Raw genomic sequence first — 19,285 nt, forward strand, 5'->3', positions numbered from 1 at the left:
CTTCCCGTCCTATCCTGGAAGTGCCTACGAGGCGAGTGAGGGAGTCCGACCGGAGTAGCCGACTCAGGCGGGATGCAGAAGCATCCGCCCGGGCCGACAGCGACGGTAGGGCTGAGAGGCCGAAGAGCAGCAGTCAGGCTCGACGGCGACCCCCATTACCTGATCCGGGCAATGCCGGCGAAGGGAACCCGTCTCGTAGGTTTTTCGCATCCCGGTACGACTTCGGCCGCCCGGCCCGGGGGGTCACGCGTGCTCGGCCGGCTCCGTCAGGTCGATCAGGCGGCACACCGTCTCGATGTCGATCTTCACCTGGGCGATGGAGGCCCGGCCCGACAGCCAGGTGATCAGCGCCGAGTGCCAGGTGTGCTCGATGACCCGGACCGCGGAGAGCTGCTCGGCGGTGGGGTTCTCCGAGCCCATCGCGTCCAGGATGATCACCGTCGTCTGGCGGGAGACCTGGTCGACCTCGGGCGAGACGCTGCGGTCGGCGAAGGTGAGCGCGCGGACCATCGCGTCGGCCAGATGGGGTTCCCGCTGCAGCGCCCGGAAGGCGCGCATCAGGGTCTCCGCGACGCGTTCCGCGGCGGTGTCGCCCGCCGGAGGCTTCTTGCGCAGGGTGCCGTGCATGTGCTCCAGCTGGTCCTGCATGGTGGCGACCAGCAGGTGCACCTTGGAGGGGAAGTAGCGGTAGAGGGTGCCCAGTGCGACCTGGGAGGACTCCGCCACCTCGCGCATCTGCACGGCGTCGAACCCGCCCCGGCTGGCCAGCTGGGCGCTCGCGTGCAGGATCCTGCGCCGGCGGGCCTCCTGCCGCTCGGTGAGCGGGGACGAGGTGGGCCGGACCGTACTGGCTTCCCGCTTGGATTCCGCAGGCATGGGTCCCGTTCCGTGACAGTCGGTGAGGGTGTCTGTAGGGCTCGTGATCAGACAGGATGACAGGGTCGCGCGCCGTGGCGCGAATCACCTGATCCACTGCTCACAGCGCCCCTACCTGCCGGTAGATTCAGAGCCTCTTGAACGATCAAGTCTGAAACTTGTTCTAGATTAGCGTCCCGTCGTAGTCTCGCGGGACAGCGCAGGCAGAAGGGGGCACGGAGTGACCGCTGAGGCCCGGGAAGCGGGTGCCCAGGAGGACCCCGCGGCCGACGGCGGGCGACCGCTCGACATCGCGCTCCTCACCTACAAGGGGAACCCGTTCTGCGGGGGGCAGGGTGTCTACGTACGGCATCTCTCGCGCGAGCTGGCCCGCCTCGGCCACCGCGTCGAGGTCATCGGATCGCAGCCGTACCCCGTCCTCGACGAGGGCTACCCCCAGCTCACCCTCACCGAGCTGCCCAGCCTCGACCTCTACCGCCAGCCCGACCCCTTCCGCACCCCGAAACGCGACGAGTACCGGGACTGGGTCGACGCCCTGGAGGTCGCGACCATGTGGACCGGCGGCTTCCCCGAGCCGCTGACCTTCTCGCTCCGCGCCCGCCACCATCTGCGCGCCCGGCGCGGCGAGTTCGACGTCGTCCACGACAACCAGACCCTCGGATACGGCCTGTTGGGCGACATCGGCGCTCCTCTGGTCACCACGATCCACCACCCGATCACCGTGGACCGGCAGTTGGAGCTGGACGCCGCCGACACCTGGCAGCGCCGCTACTCGGTGCGCCGCTGGTACGCCTTCACCCGCATGCAGAAGCGCGTCGCCCGCCGCCTGCCCTCGGTCCTCACCGTCTCCGGCAGCTCCCGCGACGAGATCGTGGACCACCTCGGTGTCCGGAACGACCGGATCCATGTCGTGCACATCGGCGCCGACACCGACCTGTTCGCGCCGAATCCGGCCGTCCCCGAGGTGCCGGGCCGGATCGTCACCACCTCCAGCGCGGACGTGCCGCTCAAGGGGCTGGTGTTCCTGGTGGAGGCGCTCGCCAAGGTGCGCACCGAGCACCCGGCCGCCCACCTCGTCGTCGTCGGCAAGCGCCCGCAGGAGGGCCCGGTCGCGCAGGCGATCGAGCGGTACGGCCTCGAAGGCGCTGTCGACTTCGTCAAGGGCATCTCCGACGCCGAACTGGTCGACCTGATCCGCTCCGCCGAGGTGGCCTGCGTGCCCTCCCTCTACGAGGGCTTCTCGCTGCCCGCCGCCGAGGCCATGGCCACCGGCACCCCGCTGGTCGCCACCACCGGCGGTGCGATCCCCGAGGTCGCCGGCCCCGACGGCGAGACCTGCCTGGCCGTACCGCCCGGCGACGCGGGGGCGCTGGCCGCCGGGCTGAACCGGCTGCTGGGCGACCGCGAGCTGCGCGTACGGCTCGGAGCGGCGGGCCGGGAGCGGGTGCTGCGGAACTTCACCTGGGCCCGCGCCGCGGAGGGCACGGTGGCCCACTACCGCGAGGCCATCGCCCGCTCGGCGGGCCCGCGCCGCTCCCCGGCAGGCGTCAGCCCGTCCGTGGACCAGACTCCCGGCCGCTCCGCGGCCTCGGTAAGTGTTGCAGGCGTCTCCTCCGAAAGCAGGGCCACGTGCTGACCGTCGACTTCTCCCGGTTCCCGCTCGCCCCGGGCGACCGCGTCCTGGACCTCGGCTGCGGGGCCGGCCGGCACGCCTTCGAGTGCTACCGGCGCGGCGCCCAGGTCGTGGCCCTGGACCAGAACGGCGAGGAGATCCGCGAGGTCGCCAAGTGGTTCGCGGCGATGAAGGAGGCCGGGGAGGCACCCGAGGGCGCCACCGCCACGGCCATGGAGGGTGACGCGCTGGCGCTCCCCTTCCCCGACGAGTCGTTCGACGTGGTCATCATCTCCGAGGTGATGGAGCACATCCCCGACGACAAGGGCGTGCTCGCCGAGATGGTGCGCGTGCTCAAGCCGGGCGGGCGCATCGCGATCACCGTGCCGCGCTACGGCCCCGAGAAGGTCTGCTGGGCGCTGTCCGACGCCTACCACGAGGTCGAGGGCGGCCACATCCGCATCTACAAGGCCGACGAGCTGGTCGGGAAGGTCCGCGAGGCGGGCCTGAGGCCGTACGGCAGCCACCACGCGCACGCCCTGCACTCGCCGTACTGGTGGCTGAAGTGCGCGTTCGGCGTCGACAACGACAAGGCGCTGCCGGTGCGGGCGTACCACAAGCTGCTGGTCTGGGACATCATGAAGAAGCCGCTGGCCACCCGGCTCGCCGAGCAGGCGCTCAACCCGCTGATCGGCAAGAGCTTCGTGGTCTACGCGACCAAGCCGCACCTGCCGCGGCTGTCCGAGGAGACCGCCGTGTCCGAAGGGTCGGCCGCCGAGTGACCACCCCCCGGACAGAACACCTCGTCCTGCCCGGGGTCCTCACCGCCGAGCAGGCTGCCGCGACCGTCGCCGGCATCCTCGCCGTGCAGCGGGAGGACGGTGCGATCCCGTGGTTCCGCGGGCACCACCTGGACCCCTGGGACCACACCGAGGCCGCGATGGCCCTGGACGCGGCCGGCGAACACGAGGCCGCCGAGCGGGCGTACAGCTGGCTCGCCCGGCACCAGAACGAGGACGGCTCCTGGTACGCGGCCTACGCCGACGGCGCCCACGACGACGTCACCGACCGCGCCCGCGAGTCCAACTTCGTCGCCTACATAGCCGTGGGCGTCTGGCACCACTACCTCTCCACCGGTGACGACACGTTCCTGGACCGCATGTGGCCGACCGTCTACGCGGCCGTCGAATGGGTGCTGCGGCTGCAGCAGCCGGGCGGCCAGATCGGCTGGCGCCGGGAGGACGACGGCACGGGGACGGCGGACGCCCTGCTCACGGGCAGCTCCTCGATCCACCACGCCCTGCGCTGCGCGCTCGCGATCGCCGAGCAGCGTGAAGAGCCGCAGCCCGACTGGGAGTTGGCGGCCGGGTCGCTGCGCCACGCGATCCGCCGGCATCCCGAGCGCTTCCTCGACAAGGACCGCTACTCGATGGACTGGTACTACCCGGTCCTCGGCGGCGCCCTGACCGGGCGGGAGGCCACGGCCCGCATCGAGGCGGACTGGGACCGGTTCGTCGTCCCGGGCCTCGGTGTGCGCTGTGTGGTCCCCAACCCCTGGGTGACCGGCGGCGAGTCCAGCGAACTCGCCCTGGCGCTGTGGGCGATGGGCGAGTCCGACCGGGCCCTGGAGATCCTCCAGTCCATCCAGCACCTGCGCGACCCCGAGAGCGGCCTGTACTGGACGGGCTACGTCTTCGAGGACGACGCGATCTGGCCCCGGGAACTGACCACCTGGACGGCGGGCTCCCTGCTCCTGGCCGTGGCCGCACTGGGCGGCCACGAGGCCACGTGCGCGGTGTTCGGCGGCGAGCGCCTGCCGACGGGCCTGACCCCGGACTGCTGCGCCTGACAAGCGCGTGGCGCCGCCCACCCCGTGAGACGGGACGGGCGGCGCCACAGCGAACCGGGAACTTAGCCGGGGAACGGCTTGGCCGCCTCGTCCTCGGCCTTGATGCACGCGTCGAGCTTCCGCTGGATGGCGGCCGCCTCGGCGAGCGCCTTCCTGGCCGCCTCGTTCTCTCCCAGGTGCTTCAGCTGCGCGGCCTTGGCCTTGAGGTTGGCTATCTGCTGGCGCATCTGGTTCTTGTTGCACGTGACGGCGGCCTTGGAGACCACGCCGTGGCCGGCCGGGGTGGCGGCGTGAGCGGGCACCGACGTGACGAAGAGGCCTCCGGCGATGGCCGCGGAGACGGCCAGAGCGGAAAAGCGCTTGGTCATGAGCTGTATCCCCCATGATTGGGCTTGAGTTGGTCGGAGGGATCTTACAAAGCTCTGTGAACTCGCCGGTAACCGGCCCCTGTCGGCGTCGGATCCGGGTGGTCAGTGCCGGTGTATCCGGTTGGCTATGGCGTGGCCGACGAACAGGTAGACCACGGCGGCGAGGCCGTAGCCGGCGACCACTCGGGCCCATGCCTCGTCGAAGGTGAACAGGTCGTGCGACCAGCCTGCCAGCCAGGAGGCCGTGTCGTGCACGAACTGGACCAGGCTGTTGGCCCGGTTCGCGTCCAGCAGGTACATCAGGATCCACAGGCCGAGGATCAGCGCCATGACGTCGGCGACGATCGCGATGACCGTCCCGGCTTGGTTCGCACCGTTGCGATATCGAGGGGACATACTTTCCGGATTGCCGCACGGCGGCCGGCGAAACCCGGACAAGACCCGGAAGGGGCCCGGAAGGAGCCCCGGGCGTCACCCGGACGGCGTCCGCCGAGTGGTGCGTTCCGTCGCCCCGGGGGAGGCTTCCGGAGGAAGTCAGACCGCTCGGGGAGGACACGTCCGGAGGACCTCGTGCCCGTGCCGATACGGCGCCTCTTCGTGGCGCTCACCCTGTGCTGCGCTCTGGTGGCCGGTGCCACCGCCTGCGGCAGCGAGAAGAGCAGTACGAAGGACACCTCGGCGGCGCAAGCCGTGCCGGCCGCCGACAGCCCCAGCCCCAGCCCCAGCACGTCCGCCGAACGCCAGAAGTTCGCCAAGACCCGGTTCGTGGCCAACGCGGGCCTCGCCGCCGGCGCGACCTACCAGTGGATCGTGAAGCCCTGGAAGGCGGGCAAGTTCAAGAAGGGCGCCAAGGGCCGCAGAACGGCTCTGATCAAGGCCGGCCTCGCCGGCGCCTTCGCCTACAACCGGCTCAAGGCGGCCCAGAAGAACGCCCAGGGCGATCCGACGCTCTCCAAGGCCCTCGCCCCGCTCGGCGCCGGCATCGACGCCCTGAAGAACCTGCCGTCCAAGCTCCGCAAGGGCGACGAGAACGCGGCGAACTCCTTCGACGACGTCATCAACGACGTCAAGGACGCGGGGCAGAGCGCCGGCGCCCCGGTCAAGGACCAGGTGCCCTCGGGCTCCCAGCTGACCAAGGGCTAGCCGTTCAGCTCCGCCAGCACCCGCAGCGTGTGCGGGTCCGGGGACAGGGCCAGCAGGTCCGTCACCGGGCCCGCACGCCACAACTCCAGCCGCTCGGCGATGCGTTCACGCGGGCCGACCAGGGAGATCTCGTCGGCGAAGGCGTCCGGGACGGCCATCACGGCCTCCTCCCGCCGCCCGGCGAGGAACAGTTCCTGGATCCGCCGGGCCTCCGTCTCGTACCCCATGCGGGCCATCAGGTCGGCGTGGAAGTTGCGGGCCGCGTGCCCCATCCCGCCGATGTAGAAGCCGAGCATGGCCTTGACCGGCAGCAGCCCCTCGGCCACGTCGTCGCACACCTTCACCCGGGCCAGCGGAGCCACCAGGAACCCCTTGGGCAACTCCCGCACCACGTCCCCGTACACCTCGGGCCGGCTCGGCGCCCAGTACAGCGGCAGCCAGCCGTCGGCGATCCGGGCCGTCTGGGCGACGTTCCTGGGGCCCTCCGCACCCAGCAGGACGGGCAGGTCCCGGCGCAGGGGGTGGGTGATCGGCTTCAGCGGCTTGCCGAGGCCCGTGCCGTCCGGTCCGCGGTAGGGGAGGGGGTGGAAGCGGCCGTCGACCTCCACCGGCGCCTGGCGGCGCAGCACCTGCCGTACGGCGTCCACGTACTCCCGGGTCGCGGTCAGCGGTGACTTCGGGAACGGGCGGCCGTACCAGCCCTCCACCACCTGCGGCCCGGACAGCCCGAGTCCGAGCAGCACCCGCCCGCCGGAGAGGTGGTCCAGGGTGAGCGCGTGCATCGCGGTGGCCGTCGGCGAGCGGGCCGCCATCTGGGCGACCGCCGTACCCAGTTTGATCCTTGACGTCCGCGCCGCGATCCAGGTCAGCGTGGTGAAGGCGTCCGAGCCCCAGGACTCCGCCGTCCACACGGAGTCGTAGCCGAGCCGTTCCGCCTCCTGCGCGAGCGGCACATGACCGGCGTCCGGACCGCGTCCCCAGTAGCCGAGTGCGAGACCGAGCCGCATACGCCTGCCTCCTGACGTTCTGTCAGATATCAGCCGGGAGGCGACTGTACGACAACGGCCCCCCGCCCGGAAGGGCGAGGGGCCGGTGCGCTACGGCGCTACGGCGTTCAGCCGCGCTGGATGCCGGAGGTGTCCTGCAGCACGCCACGGCGGCCGTCCTGGGTCTGCGCGACCAGCGCGGCACCGCGCTGCTCGACGGCCAGGTACCAGGTACCCGGCGCCAGTTCGGCGATCGGCGCCTGCGAGCCGTCCTCCGCGAACAGCGGACGGGCCACCGGCACGGCGAACCAGAACGGGGAGAAGTCCCCGGCTGCGGCCGGCTGCGGCGCCGGGGCGGCGGCACCCTGAGGGGCCGGCGGCTGCTGCCCGAACGGCTGCCCCGGCTGCGGCTGGGCGCCGTACGGCTGCCCCGGCTGCGGCTGGGCGCCCGGGTAGCCGTAACCACCGGGCGGCTGGGCACCGTAGGGCTGCGGGGCGACCGGCTTGGGCGCCGGGACCAGGGGGGCCTGGAGGGCGGGCAGCAGCGGAGTGGCGATGGCAGCGGCGGACAGGACGAGGAGGGCGATGAACCCGAGGACCAGACCGGCGCCGGCGTCCACCTCGTCCAGGTCGATCAGCGTCCACAGCAGCGTCCAGGTCGCCAGGATCGCGAACGCGGTGCCGGTCGCACCGAGGTCGAGCCCGGCCACCTTGCGGGGCTGCGGCAGGCAGCGGTTGACGACGATGAGGACGGCACCGATCACCGCGCCCATGTAAGTACCCAGGCCCATGCCCAGGTTGTCCCACGCGTTCCGGCTGACTTCGGCGCCGAAGCCGGAGTAGGTGTAGAAATCGAGGAACGACGCGATGAACAGCACCACCGCTGCTCCGATCACCACGCCGTCGCCTCTAGTGAGGGAGCGGATATTCACTTCAGGTCCTTCGTAGGTCGTCTCGTCGTCGGTAGACACTATCGTCCGCAAGATCGGGCTGTCCGCCCGGTTCCGCCCGCCGGTCACGACTCGCGCAGGAAACTCACGATTCCCTCAGAGATCCCTTGCGCCGCCTGCTGCCGCCAGGCGCCGCTGGTCAGCAGTGCCGCGTCCTTGCTATCGCGCATGTTGCCGCACTCGATGAAGACCTTGGGAACTGTTGACAGATTGAGACCGCCCAGATCCGTGCGTGTGACGAGACCGGTACCGTTCCCCACGTAGTTGGAGGGCGGTTCGCCCGTGACGCGGAGGAACTTGCCCGCGACGCGTTCGCCGAGGTCGCGGGAGGGGCCGACGATGGGCCGGGTGTCTGCGGCGCCGGCGTGCACGGACGCCGGGAGGATGACGTGGAAGCCGCGGTCGCCCTCCGCGGAGCCGTCGGCGTGAATGGAGATGGCGGCGTCCGCGTGCGCCTCGTTGCCGATCCGCGCCCGCTCGTCGACGCACGGACCCCACGGCGGGGAGTCGCCGTCGTGCGTCAGCTTCACGGTGGCGCCCTGCTGTTCGAGGAGCGCGCGCAGCCGGTGGGCCACGTCCAGCGTGAACTGGGCCTCGGTGTAGCCCGCGTTGGTGGACGTGCCGGTGGTGTCGCACTCCTTCTTGTTCGTCCCGATGTCCACCTGGCGGTTGATCTCGGCCGTGTGCCGGAAGTTGCCGGGGTTGTGCCCCGGGTCGACCAGGACGACCTTGCCCTTCAGGGGACCGTCGGCGGCGGACGGCGTCGGCGTGGACGACGGGGAGGCGCCGGCCTGTTTGCCGTCGTCGCCGGCGGGAGCCGACCGGGGTGCGGCCGTGCTCGGCGAAGTGGCGGAGGCCGAAGCGGTGCGCGCGCTGCCGGAGGACCCGCCCGACCCGCCCACCGCCTCGTACACGAGCCAGCCGAGCAGCGCACCGGGAACCAGCGCGGCGAGCGCGACGGTCAGCGGGCCGCGCCGGGGCCGGCGCGGCTGCGGGGATTCGAAGTCCGGGCCTACGTACGACACGCCTGCCACCCTAGCGGCCACACCCGACGCACACATGGCCGAGAGGGCCCAATGGGTGGCGGGCCCGGAAGCACCGCCCGGTGAGCCCGGGTCAGACTCCCGGCCCGGTCCGCCGCAGTACCCGCAGCGATCCGCTCACGGAGACCTCCGTGAACGCGCCCGACTCCAGGGCCCGCAGATAGACCCGGTACGGCGCCTGGCCGGTGAACTCGTCCTCGGGGTGCGGAAAGACGTCGTGGATGACGAGGAACCCGTCCTCGGCGACATGCGGAGCCCAGCCCTCGTAGTCGGCGCCGGCGTGCTCGTCGGTGTGGCCGCCGTCGACGAACACGAACCCGAGCGGGGAGTTCCAGATCGCGGCGATCTGCGGCGAGCGGCCGACCAGTGCCACCACGTGCTCCTCCAGACCCGCCCGGAACAGCGTCCGCCGGAACGTCGGCAGTGTGTCCATCAGGCCGATCTCGGGGTCGACCGTGTCGGGGTCGTGGTAGTCCCAGCCGGGCTGCTGCTCCTCGCTGCCGCGGTGGTGGTCGACGGTGAGCGCGGTGACCCCGGCCGCGCGGGCGGCGTCGGCGAGCAGGATCGTGGACCGCCCGCAGTACGTGCCGACCTCCAGGAGAGGGAGCCCCAGCCGCCCGGCCTCCACCGCGGCCGCGTACAGCGCCAGCCCCTCGTCCACGGGCATGAACCCCTTGGCGGCCTCGAACGCGGCCAGGATCTCGGGCTTGGGGGCGGGGGCGGGCATGGGCGGCCTTCCGGTCGTACGGCTGTCAGGCCGCCCATGCTGCCGCACCCCCGGTCGCTGATCGACAGGGGGTGCGTTCCGAAGGGGCGCGGGGCTGTGTTGATGTGCGGCTCCGCCGCGTGGGCGCGACCAGCCACGACGAAGCCGCAGCCGCCGGACGGCAGTACCAGCCGAGTTCTACGCGCTCACAGTCTCCCCCGGCAGTGAAAGATCCAGATCGACAGCCCGCTCCTCACCGGAATGCGTGGCAGAAGAGGCAAGCGGCCCATGCCCGGAGGCCTTCGCGGCCAGGACGTACGCCCCCTCGCCCGGCACCGCCAGCGCGTAGCTGCCGTCCGCCTCGGAGAGCGTCGCTCCCGCCTGCCGCCCCCGCCGGTCGATCAGCGTCACCTTGGCCCGGGCCACCGGCGCGCCCTCGGCGTCCAGGACCCGGCCCCGGAAGCCCCGCAGGACCTCCTCGGCGCGCTCGATGCCCGCGTCCTCCTCGCTGCTGGCCCGCAGCTGCGTGTGCTGCTGAGCCGGGCGGGCGGTCTTCGGCAGGAAGATCGCCAGCAGCAGGCCGACGGCGACCGCGGCGGTGGCGATCAGGAAGGAGACCCGGAAGCCGTGCATGGTCGGGATCGCGACGCCGCCCACGTCGTTCGCGGTGTTGGCCAGCACCATGCCGATGACGGCGCTCGACACCGACGTACCGATGGATCGCATCAGGGTGTTCAGACCGTTGGCCGCGCCGGTCTCCGAGGCCGGGACCGCGCCGACGATCAGCGCGGGCAGCGAGGAGTAGGCGAGGCCGATGCCGGCGCCGAGGATCACGGACGTGACGATCGTCTGCCAGGCCGCGTCCATCAGGCCGAGCCCGCCGCCGTAGCCGATCGCGATGATCAGCAGGCCGATGATCAGGGTGACCTTGGGGCCGTAGCGGGCGGACAGGCGGGCGTAGACCGGTGCGGTGAACATCATCGTCAGGCCCAGCGGGGCCACGCACAGGCCCGCGACGACCATGGACTGGCCGAGGCCGTAGCCGGTGGCCTTCGGCAGCTGGAGCAGCTGCGGCAGGACGAGCGAGACGACGTAGAAGCTGACGCCGACCATGATCGAGGCGAGGTTGGTGAAGAGCACGGCGGGGCGGGCCGTGGTGCGCAGGTCCACCAGCGGGGCCTTCACCCGCAGCTCCATCACGCCCCACAGGACGAGCACGACCGCCGACGCGGCGAACAGGCCGAGCGTGGTGCCCGAGGTCCAGCCCCAGTCGCTGCCCTTGGTGATCGGCAGCAGGAAGAGGACCAGCCCGGCGGACAGGCCGAGCGCGCCGAGCAGGTCGAAGGTGCCCTCGGCGCGCATCGGGGACTCCGGTACGGCGAGGAGGGTGAGGAGGATGGCGAGCGCGCCGAGGCCGGCGGCGCCGTAGAACAGGGCGTGCCAGTCGGTGTGCTGGGCAACCAGGGCCGCGGCGGGCAGCGCGAGGCCGCCGCCGACGCCGATCGAGGAACTCATCAGGGCCATGGCCGAGCCGAGCTTCTCGCGCGGCAGCATGTCCCGCATCAGGCCGATACCGAGCGGGATGGCGCCCATCGCGAAGCCCTGGAGGGTACGGCCGACGATCATGACGAGCAGCTGGCTGGTGAGCGCGCTGACCAGGGCGCCGGCCACCATCACGGCGAGGCTGAGGATCAGCATGCGGCGCTTGCCGTAGAGGTCGCCGAGCCGGCCCATGATCGGGGTGGCGACGGCGCCGGACAGCAGCGTCGAGGTGAGCACCCAGGTGGCGTTGCTCGGGGCGGTGTCCAGCAGCTGCGGCAGGTCCTTGATGACCGGCACGAGCAGCGTCTGCATCACCGCGACCACGATGCCCGCGAAGGCGAGCACCGGGACCACGGCCGCGCCGGCCCTCCGGTCGGGCTGGTCGGTCGACGTGTGGGTCATTGAGTAAGGCCTCCCGCGTGACATGAGTGCCCGGTAAACCTCGTATGCGCAGGCAACTATTCCGTTGCTTCGGGCCTCTAACGAATCCTTGACCGATCCATGGGTTTCTGATCTGCCGTCAGCGTCTGGTGTGCTTGTGGAACACGTTCTAGTCTTGCGCGCCATGAAGGCCTATGTCGCCGGGGTCGGGATGACCCGATTCGAGAAGCCCGAGACCCGTGCCTGGCAGTACTGGGACATGGCGCGGGAGGCGGGGAGCGTCGCACTCGCGGACGCCGGGATCGCGTACACCGATGTGGAACAGGTTCCCGTCGGCTACTGCTTCCAGCCCTCCACCGCCGGCCAGCGCGCCGCCTACGAACTCGGCCTGACCGGAGTCCCCGTCTACAACGTCAACAACAACTGCGCGACCGGTGCGACCGCTCTCATGCTGGCCCGCCAGCTCGTCGAGGGCGGCGCGGCCGACTGCGTGCTGGCGCTCGGCTTCGAGAAGATGAAGAAGGGCGCGCTCGGGGGAGGCGCCGACGGAGGGGACTTCGCGACATCCCCGGTCGCCCGGCACTACGGCGTCATGGCCGCCCGGCACGGCTTCGAGACGAGCCCGCCGACCGCGCAGATCTTCGGGGACGCCGCCCGTGAGCACATGGAGAAGTACGGCACGACCGAGGCACAGCTCGCCGCGGTCGCCGCCAAGAACCACCGGCACTCGGCGCACAACCCCTACGCGCAGTTCCGGGACGTGTACGAGGTGGACGACATCCTCGCCGCGCGCATGGTGCACCGCCCCCTCACCAAGCTCCAGTGCTCGCCGACCTCGGACGGCGCGGCGGCGGCCGTGGTGGTGTCGGAGCGGTTCGCCGAGCGGCGCTCCCCGACCGGCCTGGTCGAGATCGCCGCCCAGGCCATGACCACCGACACCGAGGAGTCCTTCGCGTCCGGCTCGTGCATCGACGTCGTCGGGCAGCCGATGTCCCGGGCGGCGGCCCGGCAGGCGTACGAGCGGGCCGGGCTCGGCATCGAGGACGTCGACGTGATCGAGCTGCACGACTGCTTCTCCGTCAACGAACTCCTGACGTACGAGGCGCTCGGCATGTGCGCGCCGGGGGAGTCGGGCGGGCTGGCCGAGTCGGGCGCGACGACGTACGGCGGCCGGTGGGTGGTGAACCCGTCCGGCGGGCTGATCTCCAAGGGCCACCCGCTGGGCGCGACCGGTCTCGCCCAGACGGCCGAGCTGGTGTGGCAGCTGCGCGGCGCGGCGGGCGAGCGGCAGGTGCCGGGGGCGCGGGTGGGCCTCGCGCACAACATCGGCCTGGGCGGGGCGGCGGTGGTGACGCTGCTGCGGGCGGTGTAGGGCGTACGGCGGGAGGGCGCCCGAGCGCGAGAGGCACGCGAGGCGCGCGAGGCACGAGAGGCGCGGCAGGAATTTCCGCGTCTTTCGTCGCGGAGGCAACGATCCGGCCCGCCCATGGACTCCTTCAACCATCTAGGAGGTGCCCATGGGGGACGGGAAGCAGAGTCGGAACGAGGAGTTCCAGAGCTTCGTGGTCGGCCGCTGGCCGCGGCTGATGCGTACGGCATTTCTCCTCACGGGGGAGCAGCACGCCGCCGAGGACCTGGTCCAGTCGACGCTCGAACAGGTCTATGTGGCCTGGCGCCGGGTCGGCACGGCAGACGACCCGGAGGCGTACGTACGGCGGGTGATGATCAACGCGCATGCGCGGAAACACCGCAGAAGGCTCAGGGAGTTCCTGGCGCCGAAGGACGACTCCGGCCTGGTGCGCGAGGTGCCCGACACGGGGGACCGGATCGCCCAGGCCGACGACCGCAGCGCCCTGCTGAAGGCGCTCGCGCAGCTGCCCGCGCGGCAGCGGGAGGCGGTCGTCCTGCGCTACTGGGAGGACCTGACGGAGACACAGGCGGCGGAGGCCATGGGCTGCTCGGTCGGCACGGTGAAGAGCAACGCGGCCAAGGGGCTCGCGAAACTCCGCGCCATACCGGGACTTGCCGAGACGGTGACGCACGGAGGGCGGAAGTGATGAGCGCGGACCGGGAGAACCACGACATGACGCAGACGGACATCGCCCTCCTCCTCGCGGACGCGGCGGACGAGGTCGAGATCGGTATAGCCCCCGTGCAGGCGGTGCTGCGCGGCGGCCGGCGGCGCCGGGCCCGGCGCTGGGCGGTGGCGGCGGCCACGGCCCTGGTGCTGGCGGGGTCGACGGGAGCGACACTGGCGTTCGCCGGGCTGTCCGGCGGCCACGCGGACCGGACCGCGCCGATGGCGCCCGGGCCGGCGTCGCCCGAGGAGCGGCATGTGTACGAGCCGCAGCAGACGGAGCTCGCGCGGGGCACCGAACACGGGAAGGAGTGGTTCGTGTGGGTCCAGGTGTGGGGCGCGCCGCGTGACGCGCGGGAGGCGGACCGGCAGTTCCACGCCATGCTGCGCAAGGGCCTCAGTCCGGCGGTGGACAAGGCCGCCGGACTGATCGGCAAGACGTCGTTCTACTCCGTCCGGGCCTACGGCGACGACGACCCTGGCGAGCAGGTCATGTTCGACACCGTCAAGAAGATCGACCGCCAGGCCGGCACCGACCTCCAGTCGGCCGCCGTCAACCTTCAGGGGAGCGACGCCAAGGGCCCCTACCGGCTGGTGGTCGGCCACGTGGCGAAGACCGCCCGGGAGGTCACCTGCCGCTGGAAGGACGGCAGTTCGGCCGTGGCCCGGCTGGTCGATCCCGTGCCGGGCTCCGCCGACGGCACCTCCGTGATCCGCCCGGTGGCCGGCTACCCGGGAGGGAACTGGTTCGTGTGCGTCGCCCCGGAGGGGACGGGCTACAGGGACGTGGCCGTGACGAAGTGACCCGCCGCGCGGGAGGCCCCGCTCACAGCCACCCCTGCTGCCGGGCCTCCCGCACCGCCTCGGCCCGGTTGCGGGTGCCGGTCTTGCCGATCGCGGAGGAGAGGTAGTTGCGGACGGTGGACTCGGACAGCCGCAGCCGGCCGGCGATGTCGGCGACGGTGGCCCCGTCCACCGACGCCTTCAGCACCTCGCACTCGCGGGCGGTCAGCGGGTTCGGTCCGGCGCTGAGCGCGGCGGCGGCCAGCACCGGATCGACCACGGTCTCCCCGGTGAGCACGCGCCGGATCGCCGCGGCCAGCTCCTCCACCGGCCCGTCCTTGACGAGGAAGCCGGCCGCACCGGCTTCCATGGCCCGGCGCAGATAGCCCGGCCGGCCGAAGGTGGTGAGGATCAGCACCCGGCAGTCGGGCGCCTGCTCCCGCAGCTCGGCCGCCGCGTCCAGCCCGCTCATGCCGGGCAGCTCGATGTCCAGCAGGGCCACGTCCGGCCGGTGGAGGAGCACGGCGTCCACGATTTCGTCCCCCGAGCCCAGCTGGGCCACGACCTCGATGTCGTCCTCCATGCCGAGCAGCAGGGCGAGAGCGCCCCGCAGCATGCCCTGATCCTCGGCGAGCAACACCCGGATGCACGGTGCGGGCCGATGATCCCGGGGCATCTCGTTCATGGGGCCAGATTACGGCGGGGACGGGAGCGGGGCGCCGGGCGAGCGCCGGTCACGGCTCGCCGGTTCCGTCCGGCTGGTGCCGGAAGAGACGGGTTTCCGCCGGCCGTCGCTCAGTGCCCGGATCGGCGTCGATTAAAGACTCCCTCTTTTCGGGTGCCGTGGGGGTTGACGGTTCCCGATGGCGCCCAAACAATCGCCCGTGCATTTCCCGGAATCCCCGGCAATTCAGCAGGTGAAAAGGTTCGGTATATCGATCGAACGTCGTTCGGAATATCGGACACCCCCGACGAACCCGAGGTGCACCGTGCTCCTGAGAACCCCCCGCACTCTTCTCTCCGTCCTCGCCGTCTGCGCCACCCTCGCCGCGCTGCTGCTCGGCGCCGGCGCGCCCCCGGCCGCCGCCGCGAGTTCGCTGCCCTGCGACATCTACGGCGCCGCCGGCACCCCCTGCGTCGCCGCGCACAGCCTGGCCCGCGCGCTCTACGCGTCGTACAACGGGCCGCTCTACCAGGTGCGGCGGGCCTCGGACTCGGCCACCGCGAACATCCGCCCGCTGTCCGCCGGCGGGTATGCCGACGCCGCCGCGCAGGACTCCTTCTGCTCCGGCACGACCTGCATCATCACCGAGATCTACGACCAGTCCCCGCGGCACAACGACCTCACCGTCGAGGGGGCGGGCGGGGCCGGGGCCGCCGATGTCGGGGCGCCCGCGGACGCGCTGCCGGTGACCGTCGGCGGCCATCAGGTCTACGGCCTGGAGATCTCCGCAGGCATGGGCTACCGGGACAACACCACCTCGGGCGTGGCCGTGAACGGGCAGGCCGAGGGGATGTACATGGTCACCTCGGGCACGCACGTCAACAACCGCTGCTGCTTCGACTACGGCAACGCCGAGACGAACAACATGGACACCGGCAACGGCCACATGGACGCCATCAACTTCGGCACCGAGTGCTGGTTCTCACCCTGCTACGGCCAGGGCCCCTGGGTGCAGGCCGACCTGGAGAACGGGCTGTTCCAGTCCGACGCCGGCTACAGCAAGAACACCTCCAACACCGGCACCGGACCACTGCCGTTCGTGACCGCGCTGCTGAAGAACAACGGCCAGAACCATTTCGCGCTGAAGTACGGAAATGCCCAATCGGGCGGACTGACCACCACCTATTCCGGGGGTGAGCCGACCGCCGGCGGATACGCGCCGATGCATCAGGAGGGCGCCATCGTCCTCGGCACCGGCGGCGACAACAGCAACGGCTCCATCGGGTCCTTCTTCGAGGGCGTGATGACCTCCGGCATCCCGACCGACGCCGCCGACGACGCCGTCCAGGCGAACATCGTCTCCGTCGGCTACGGCGGCCCGACCGGCAGCACCGGCACGCTGAACCCCGGCTCGGAGATCTCCCTGCGCGCCACGACCTCCTGCTGCACCGGCGAGTACGTCCGCCACCAGAACGACGCGGGCGTCATCTCCGCTGTGACGTCCGGCAGCCCGTCCCTCGACAAGGGCGACGCGACCTGGATCGTGCGCCGCGGCCTCGCGAGCGCCTCCTGCGTCTCCTTCGAGTCGCGGAACTACCCGGGTGACTTCCTGCGCCACTACGACTACCGGCTCTACCGGCAGCCCATGGACGGCACCAGCCAGTTCCGGGCCGACGCCACCTTCTGCCCGCAGACCGGCAGGAGCGGCACCGGCACCTCGTTCGCCTCGTACAACTACCCGACGAGGTACCTGCGCCACTACAACCACAACCTGTACATAGCGAGCAACGGCGGATCCCACGACTTCGACAGCGGCACGTCCTGGACGGCCGACGTCAGCTGGGCTGTCGGATCGCCCTGGGCGCCGTAGCCGCGGACGCCGGCTCGTCACCGCCGGCCGGGAGGTCGGCGGTGACCGTGAAACCGCCGCGTGGCGCCGGGCCGGCCGTGAGACAGCCGCCCGCCGCCGCGAGGCGCTCGGTCAGCCCCTTCAGCCCCGTACCGCCGACGCCCTCGCGGGCGCCCGCCGCGGCGTCGGTGCCCGTGCCGTTGTCCGTGACCGTCAGCCGCACCCGCTCGGCGGCCCCCTCCACGGTGATCTCGCAGCGGCTCGCGCGGCTGTGCCGGACCACGTTGGTGACCGCCTCGCGCACCACCCAGCCGAGCAGCGCCTCGGACTGCGGATCGAGCGGCGCCCCGGACTGCCGGACCACCGGCTGCACGCTCGCCGCGGACAGCGCCGACCGGGCCCGGGTCAGCTCGGTGGCCAGGCTGCCCTCGCGGTAGCCGGTCACCGCCTCGCGGATCTCGGTGAGCGCCTGCCGGCCCACCGACTCGATGTCCGTGATCTGCCCCAGCGCCGCGTCCAGATCCCGCGCGGCCAGCCGGCGGGCCGCCTCCGACTTCACCACGATCACCGACAGGGTGTGCCCGAGCAGATCGTGCAGATCGCGGGAGAACCGCAGCCGCTCCTTCTCCACCGCGCGCCGGGCCAGCTCCTCACGGGCGGCCCGCAGTTCCCGCACGGCCTCGGAGAGGCCGAGGATCGCGGCGGTCACCATGCTGGAGATGAAGGTGGCGTAGGCGATGTTCGACGCCTCGTCCCAGCCGCCCCGCAGCCAGGAGACGCCTCCCGCGTACAGCGTGAGGGCCAGCCCGACCCGGCCCAGCCACGGCCCGCGCAGGACGGCGCCGGTGGCGAGGCCCAGCAGCGGGAAGAACATCAGCCAGTTGCCGCCGTACCCGAGGGCGAGCCCCGTCGTCACCAGGCCGAGCAGGCCCAGCGCCACCCGCGTGGACGTCGCCTCGCGCCTGCGCCGGTCGAAGGCGCGGAAGGTGACATGGACGTACAGGGAGTTGAAGGCCAGCAGGCCCAGGCCGCCGATCCACGGGTTCGGGGTCTCGCCCTGGATCAGATTGGAGAAGGAGCCCATGCCCAGCAGCAGCCAGGGCAGCAGGCTGAAGCCGGTGGGCTGCGGGCCGGGGTGCTCCACGGCGGAGGGATCCGTGCCGGATCGCCGCGCGGCCTTGAAGCGGTCCAGCTCCGCCCGCCATGTCCGCCGCTCCTGCCACACGGCCGCCTGCCGGCACCGAAGTCTTTGCCACCACGTCATCTCTGAGATCCCCCGATTCGAACGGCCCCGCCCGGTCACGGCGGGGCAGCACAGCGTACGAAGGGAACGGTACGAAACCGGACCCGGGTCCCGGCAGGCACGCACGTACGGATTCGGGCAGTACAAATGTCACGACCCAGCTCGGCTGACGCAGTGTCAGGAGCCTTCACAAGTGCGGGGCGCTGGGCTATACAAGGGGCGCCGGACTGGAACGCGTTCTAGATCCGTCCTGGATCGGTTCCGGATCGGCCCGCAGCGACCCCGGTGCGGCCGACGGTGCGGACGTCCGCGCCGGGGTCTTCCGCCGCCACTGTCCCAGGAGCCTCATGCCCATCGACGCAGCGCTGGCCCTCGCGGCCGAACCCCGGACCGGCGAGATCAGCTGGGACCACAAGGACGTACAGCTCTACCACCTCGGCATCGGGGCCGGCCTGCCCGCCACCGACCCCGACGAGCTGCGCTACACACTGGAGTCCCGGCTGCACGTCCTGCCGAGCTTCGCCACCGTCGCGGGCAGCGGCTCGCCCGGAGTGATCAGCGGGCTGTCCATGCCGGGTGTCGACGTCGACCTGGCGCGCGTCCTGCACGGCGGGCAGAGCCTCGGGATCCACCGCCCGATCCCGGTGCGGGGCACCGCCACCGCCACCGGCCGGATCGCCGCCGTGTACGACAAGGGCAAGGCGGCCGTCCTGGTCATGCGCACCGAGGTCGCCGACGCCGAGGGCCCGCTGTGGACCAACGACGCCCAGATCTACGTACGCGGGGAGGGCGGCTTCGGCGGCGACCGCGGCCCCTCCACCCGCCCGGATCCGCCCACCGGCGACCCCGACCGGACCGTCCTGCGCCCGGTCCGCGAGGACCAGGCCCTGCTCTACCGCCTCTGCGGCGACTGGAACCCGCTGCACGCCGATCCCGAGTTCGCCAAGCGCGCCGGATTCGACCGGCCCATCCTGCACGGGCTGTGCACCTACGGCAGCACGCTCAAGGCGGTCGTCGACACGCTGCTCGGCGGTGACGTGACCCGGGTGCGCGGCTACCGCACGCGGTTCGCCGGGGTCGTGTACCCGGGGGAGACCCTGCGCATCCGCATGTGGCGCGAGGAGGGGCGGGTGCGGGTCGCGGTGGGCGCCCTCGAACGGCAGGACGCGCCGGTCCTCGTGGACACCGTCGTAGAGCACTCCTGAAACCAGCA

19 protein-coding genes and 1 riboswitch are annotated in these 19,285 nt (G+C 71.8%); of the genes, 9 read left to right on the forward strand and 10 right to left on the reverse strand.

Annotated features, from left to right (window positions below; all coding sequences use genetic code 11):
• The first annotated feature begins 27 nt into the window (after positions 1-27).
• Positions 28-203, forward strand: a riboswitch (TPP riboswitch).
• Between the two features lie 40 nt (positions 204-243).
• Positions 244-876 (reverse strand): TetR family transcriptional regulator, encoded by a 633-nt coding sequence (locus tag ABZ937_RS37335; protein WP_361698839.1) that lies wholly within the window; start codon positions 874-876, stop codon positions 244-246.
• A gap of 220 nt (positions 877-1,096) precedes the next feature.
• Here ABZ937_RS37335 and ABZ937_RS37340 point away from each other — a divergent pair, with 220 nt between their 5' ends.
• The 3 genes from ABZ937_RS37340 to ABZ937_RS37350 are packed head-to-tail and all read left to right on the forward strand — an operon-like array spanning position 1,097 to position 4,337.
• Positions 1,097-2,512, forward strand: a complete 1,416-nt coding sequence (locus ABZ937_RS37340) for a glycosyltransferase family 4 protein (RefSeq protein ID WP_361698841.1) — start codon at positions 1,097-1,099, stop codon at positions 2,510-2,512.
• Positions 2,506-3,270: a class I SAM-dependent methyltransferase gene (locus ABZ937_RS37345; RefSeq protein ID WP_361698843.1), complete on the forward strand. Its 765-nt coding sequence runs from the start codon at positions 2,506-2,508 to the stop codon at positions 3,268-3,270. The genes ABZ937_RS37340 and ABZ937_RS37345 overlap by 7 nt, the downstream gene beginning before the upstream one ends.
• Entirely contained in the window at positions 3,267-4,337 is a 1,071-nt protein-coding gene (locus tag ABZ937_RS37350; RefSeq protein ID WP_361698845.1) for a prenyltransferase/squalene oxidase repeat-containing protein, read from the forward strand. The genes ABZ937_RS37345 and ABZ937_RS37350 overlap by 4 nt, the downstream gene beginning before the upstream one ends.
• 62 nt (positions 4,338-4,399) lie before the next feature.
• On the opposite strand, the gene ABZ937_RS37355 is transcribed toward ABZ937_RS37350, so the two are convergent.
• Positions 4,400-4,705, reverse strand: coding sequence for a hypothetical protein (locus ABZ937_RS37355; protein WP_361698847.1), 306 nt, complete (start codon positions 4,703-4,705; stop codon positions 4,400-4,402).
• A gap of 102 nt (positions 4,706-4,807) precedes the next feature.
• Positions 4,808-5,101 (reverse strand): hypothetical protein, encoded by a 294-nt coding sequence (locus ABZ937_RS37360; protein ID WP_361698849.1) that lies wholly within the window; start codon positions 5,099-5,101, stop codon positions 4,808-4,810.
• Between the two features lie 174 nt (positions 5,102-5,275).
• Here ABZ937_RS37360 and ABZ937_RS37365 point away from each other — a divergent pair, with 174 nt between their 5' ends.
• Positions 5,276-5,848, forward strand: coding sequence for a hypothetical protein (locus tag ABZ937_RS37365; RefSeq protein WP_361698851.1), 573 nt, complete (start codon positions 5,276-5,278; stop codon positions 5,846-5,848).
• On the opposite strand, the gene ABZ937_RS37370 is transcribed toward ABZ937_RS37365, so the two are convergent.
• The 5 genes from ABZ937_RS37370 to ABZ937_RS37390 form a co-directional block, all read right to left on the reverse strand.
• Entirely contained in the window at positions 5,845-6,855 is a 1,011-nt protein-coding gene (locus ABZ937_RS37370) for an LLM class F420-dependent oxidoreductase (protein ID WP_361698853.1), read from the reverse strand. The genes ABZ937_RS37365 and ABZ937_RS37370 overlap by 4 nt on opposite strands.
• A 107-nt stretch (positions 6,856-6,962) precedes the next feature.
• Positions 6,963-7,733, reverse strand: coding sequence for a hypothetical protein (locus tag ABZ937_RS37375; RefSeq protein WP_361698855.1), 771 nt, complete (start codon positions 7,731-7,733; stop codon positions 6,963-6,965).
• A gap of 116 nt (positions 7,734-7,849) precedes the next feature.
• Complete coding sequence (locus ABZ937_RS37380) at positions 7,850-8,809, reverse strand: N-acetylmuramoyl-L-alanine amidase (protein ID WP_361698857.1); 960 nt, start codon at positions 8,807-8,809, stop codon at positions 7,850-7,852.
• A gap of 91 nt (positions 8,810-8,900) precedes the next feature.
• Positions 8,901-9,554 (reverse strand): class I SAM-dependent methyltransferase, encoded by a 654-nt coding sequence (locus ABZ937_RS37385; protein ID WP_361698859.1) that lies wholly within the window; start codon positions 9,552-9,554, stop codon positions 8,901-8,903.
• A 177-nt stretch (positions 9,555-9,731) separates the two neighbouring features.
• Entirely contained in the window at positions 9,732-11,477 is a 1,746-nt protein-coding gene (locus ABZ937_RS37390) for an MFS transporter (protein WP_361698861.1), read from the reverse strand.
• A gap of 163 nt (positions 11,478-11,640) precedes the next feature.
• On the opposite strand from ABZ937_RS37390, the gene ABZ937_RS37395 reads away from it, so the two are divergent.
• The 3 genes from ABZ937_RS37395 to ABZ937_RS37405 all read left to right on the forward strand — a co-directional run bounded on the left by ABZ937_RS37395 (position 11,641) and on the right by ABZ937_RS37405 (position 14,337).
• A complete protein-coding gene (locus ABZ937_RS37395) occupies positions 11,641-12,828 on the forward strand; it encodes a lipid-transfer protein (RefSeq protein ID WP_361698948.1) in 1,188 nt (395 codons plus the stop codon).
• 145 nt (positions 12,829-12,973) lie between these two features.
• Positions 12,974-13,513 (forward strand): SigE family RNA polymerase sigma factor, encoded by a 540-nt coding sequence (locus tag ABZ937_RS37400; RefSeq protein WP_361698863.1) that lies wholly within the window; start codon positions 12,974-12,976, stop codon positions 13,511-13,513.
• A complete protein-coding gene (locus tag ABZ937_RS37405; RefSeq protein ID WP_361698865.1) occupies positions 13,513-14,337 on the forward strand; it encodes a hypothetical protein in 825 nt (274 codons plus the stop codon). The genes ABZ937_RS37400 and ABZ937_RS37405 overlap by 1 nt, the downstream gene beginning before the upstream one ends.
• 22 nt (positions 14,338-14,359) lie before the next feature.
• On the opposite strand, the gene ABZ937_RS37410 is transcribed toward ABZ937_RS37405, so the two are convergent.
• Positions 14,360-15,001, reverse strand: a complete 642-nt coding sequence (locus ABZ937_RS37410) for a response regulator transcription factor (protein WP_361698867.1) — start codon at positions 14,999-15,001, stop codon at positions 14,360-14,362.
• Positions 15,002-15,305: 304 nt separating this feature from the next.
• Here ABZ937_RS37410 and ABZ937_RS37415 point away from each other — a divergent pair, with 304 nt between their 5' ends.
• The gene (locus ABZ937_RS37415; RefSeq protein WP_361698868.1) at positions 15,306-16,850 is read left to right on the forward strand and encodes an alpha-L-arabinofuranosidase B; all 1,545 of its coding nucleotides are present in this window, start codon (positions 15,306-15,308) and stop codon (positions 16,848-16,850) included.
• Here ABZ937_RS37415 and ABZ937_RS37420 read toward each other — a convergent pair.
• Complete coding sequence (locus tag ABZ937_RS37420) at positions 16,816-18,093, reverse strand: sensor histidine kinase (RefSeq protein ID WP_361698870.1); 1,278 nt, start codon at positions 18,091-18,093, stop codon at positions 16,816-16,818. The two genes, ABZ937_RS37415 and ABZ937_RS37420, sit on opposite strands and share 35 nt — an antisense overlap.
• 326 nt (positions 18,094-18,419) lie before the next feature.
• Here ABZ937_RS37420 and ABZ937_RS37425 point away from each other — a divergent pair, with 326 nt between their 5' ends.
• Positions 18,420-19,277, forward strand: a complete 858-nt coding sequence (locus tag ABZ937_RS37425) for a MaoC/PaaZ C-terminal domain-containing protein (RefSeq protein ID WP_361698872.1) — start codon at positions 18,420-18,422, stop codon at positions 19,275-19,277.
• The last annotated feature ends 8 nt before the right edge of the window (positions 19,278-19,285 follow it).

It is taken from the genome of Streptomyces sp. NPDC046727 (genome assembly GCF_040645635.1).
Classification (GTDB): domain Bacteria; phylum Actinomycetota; class Actinomycetes; order Streptomycetales; family Streptomycetaceae; genus Streptomyces.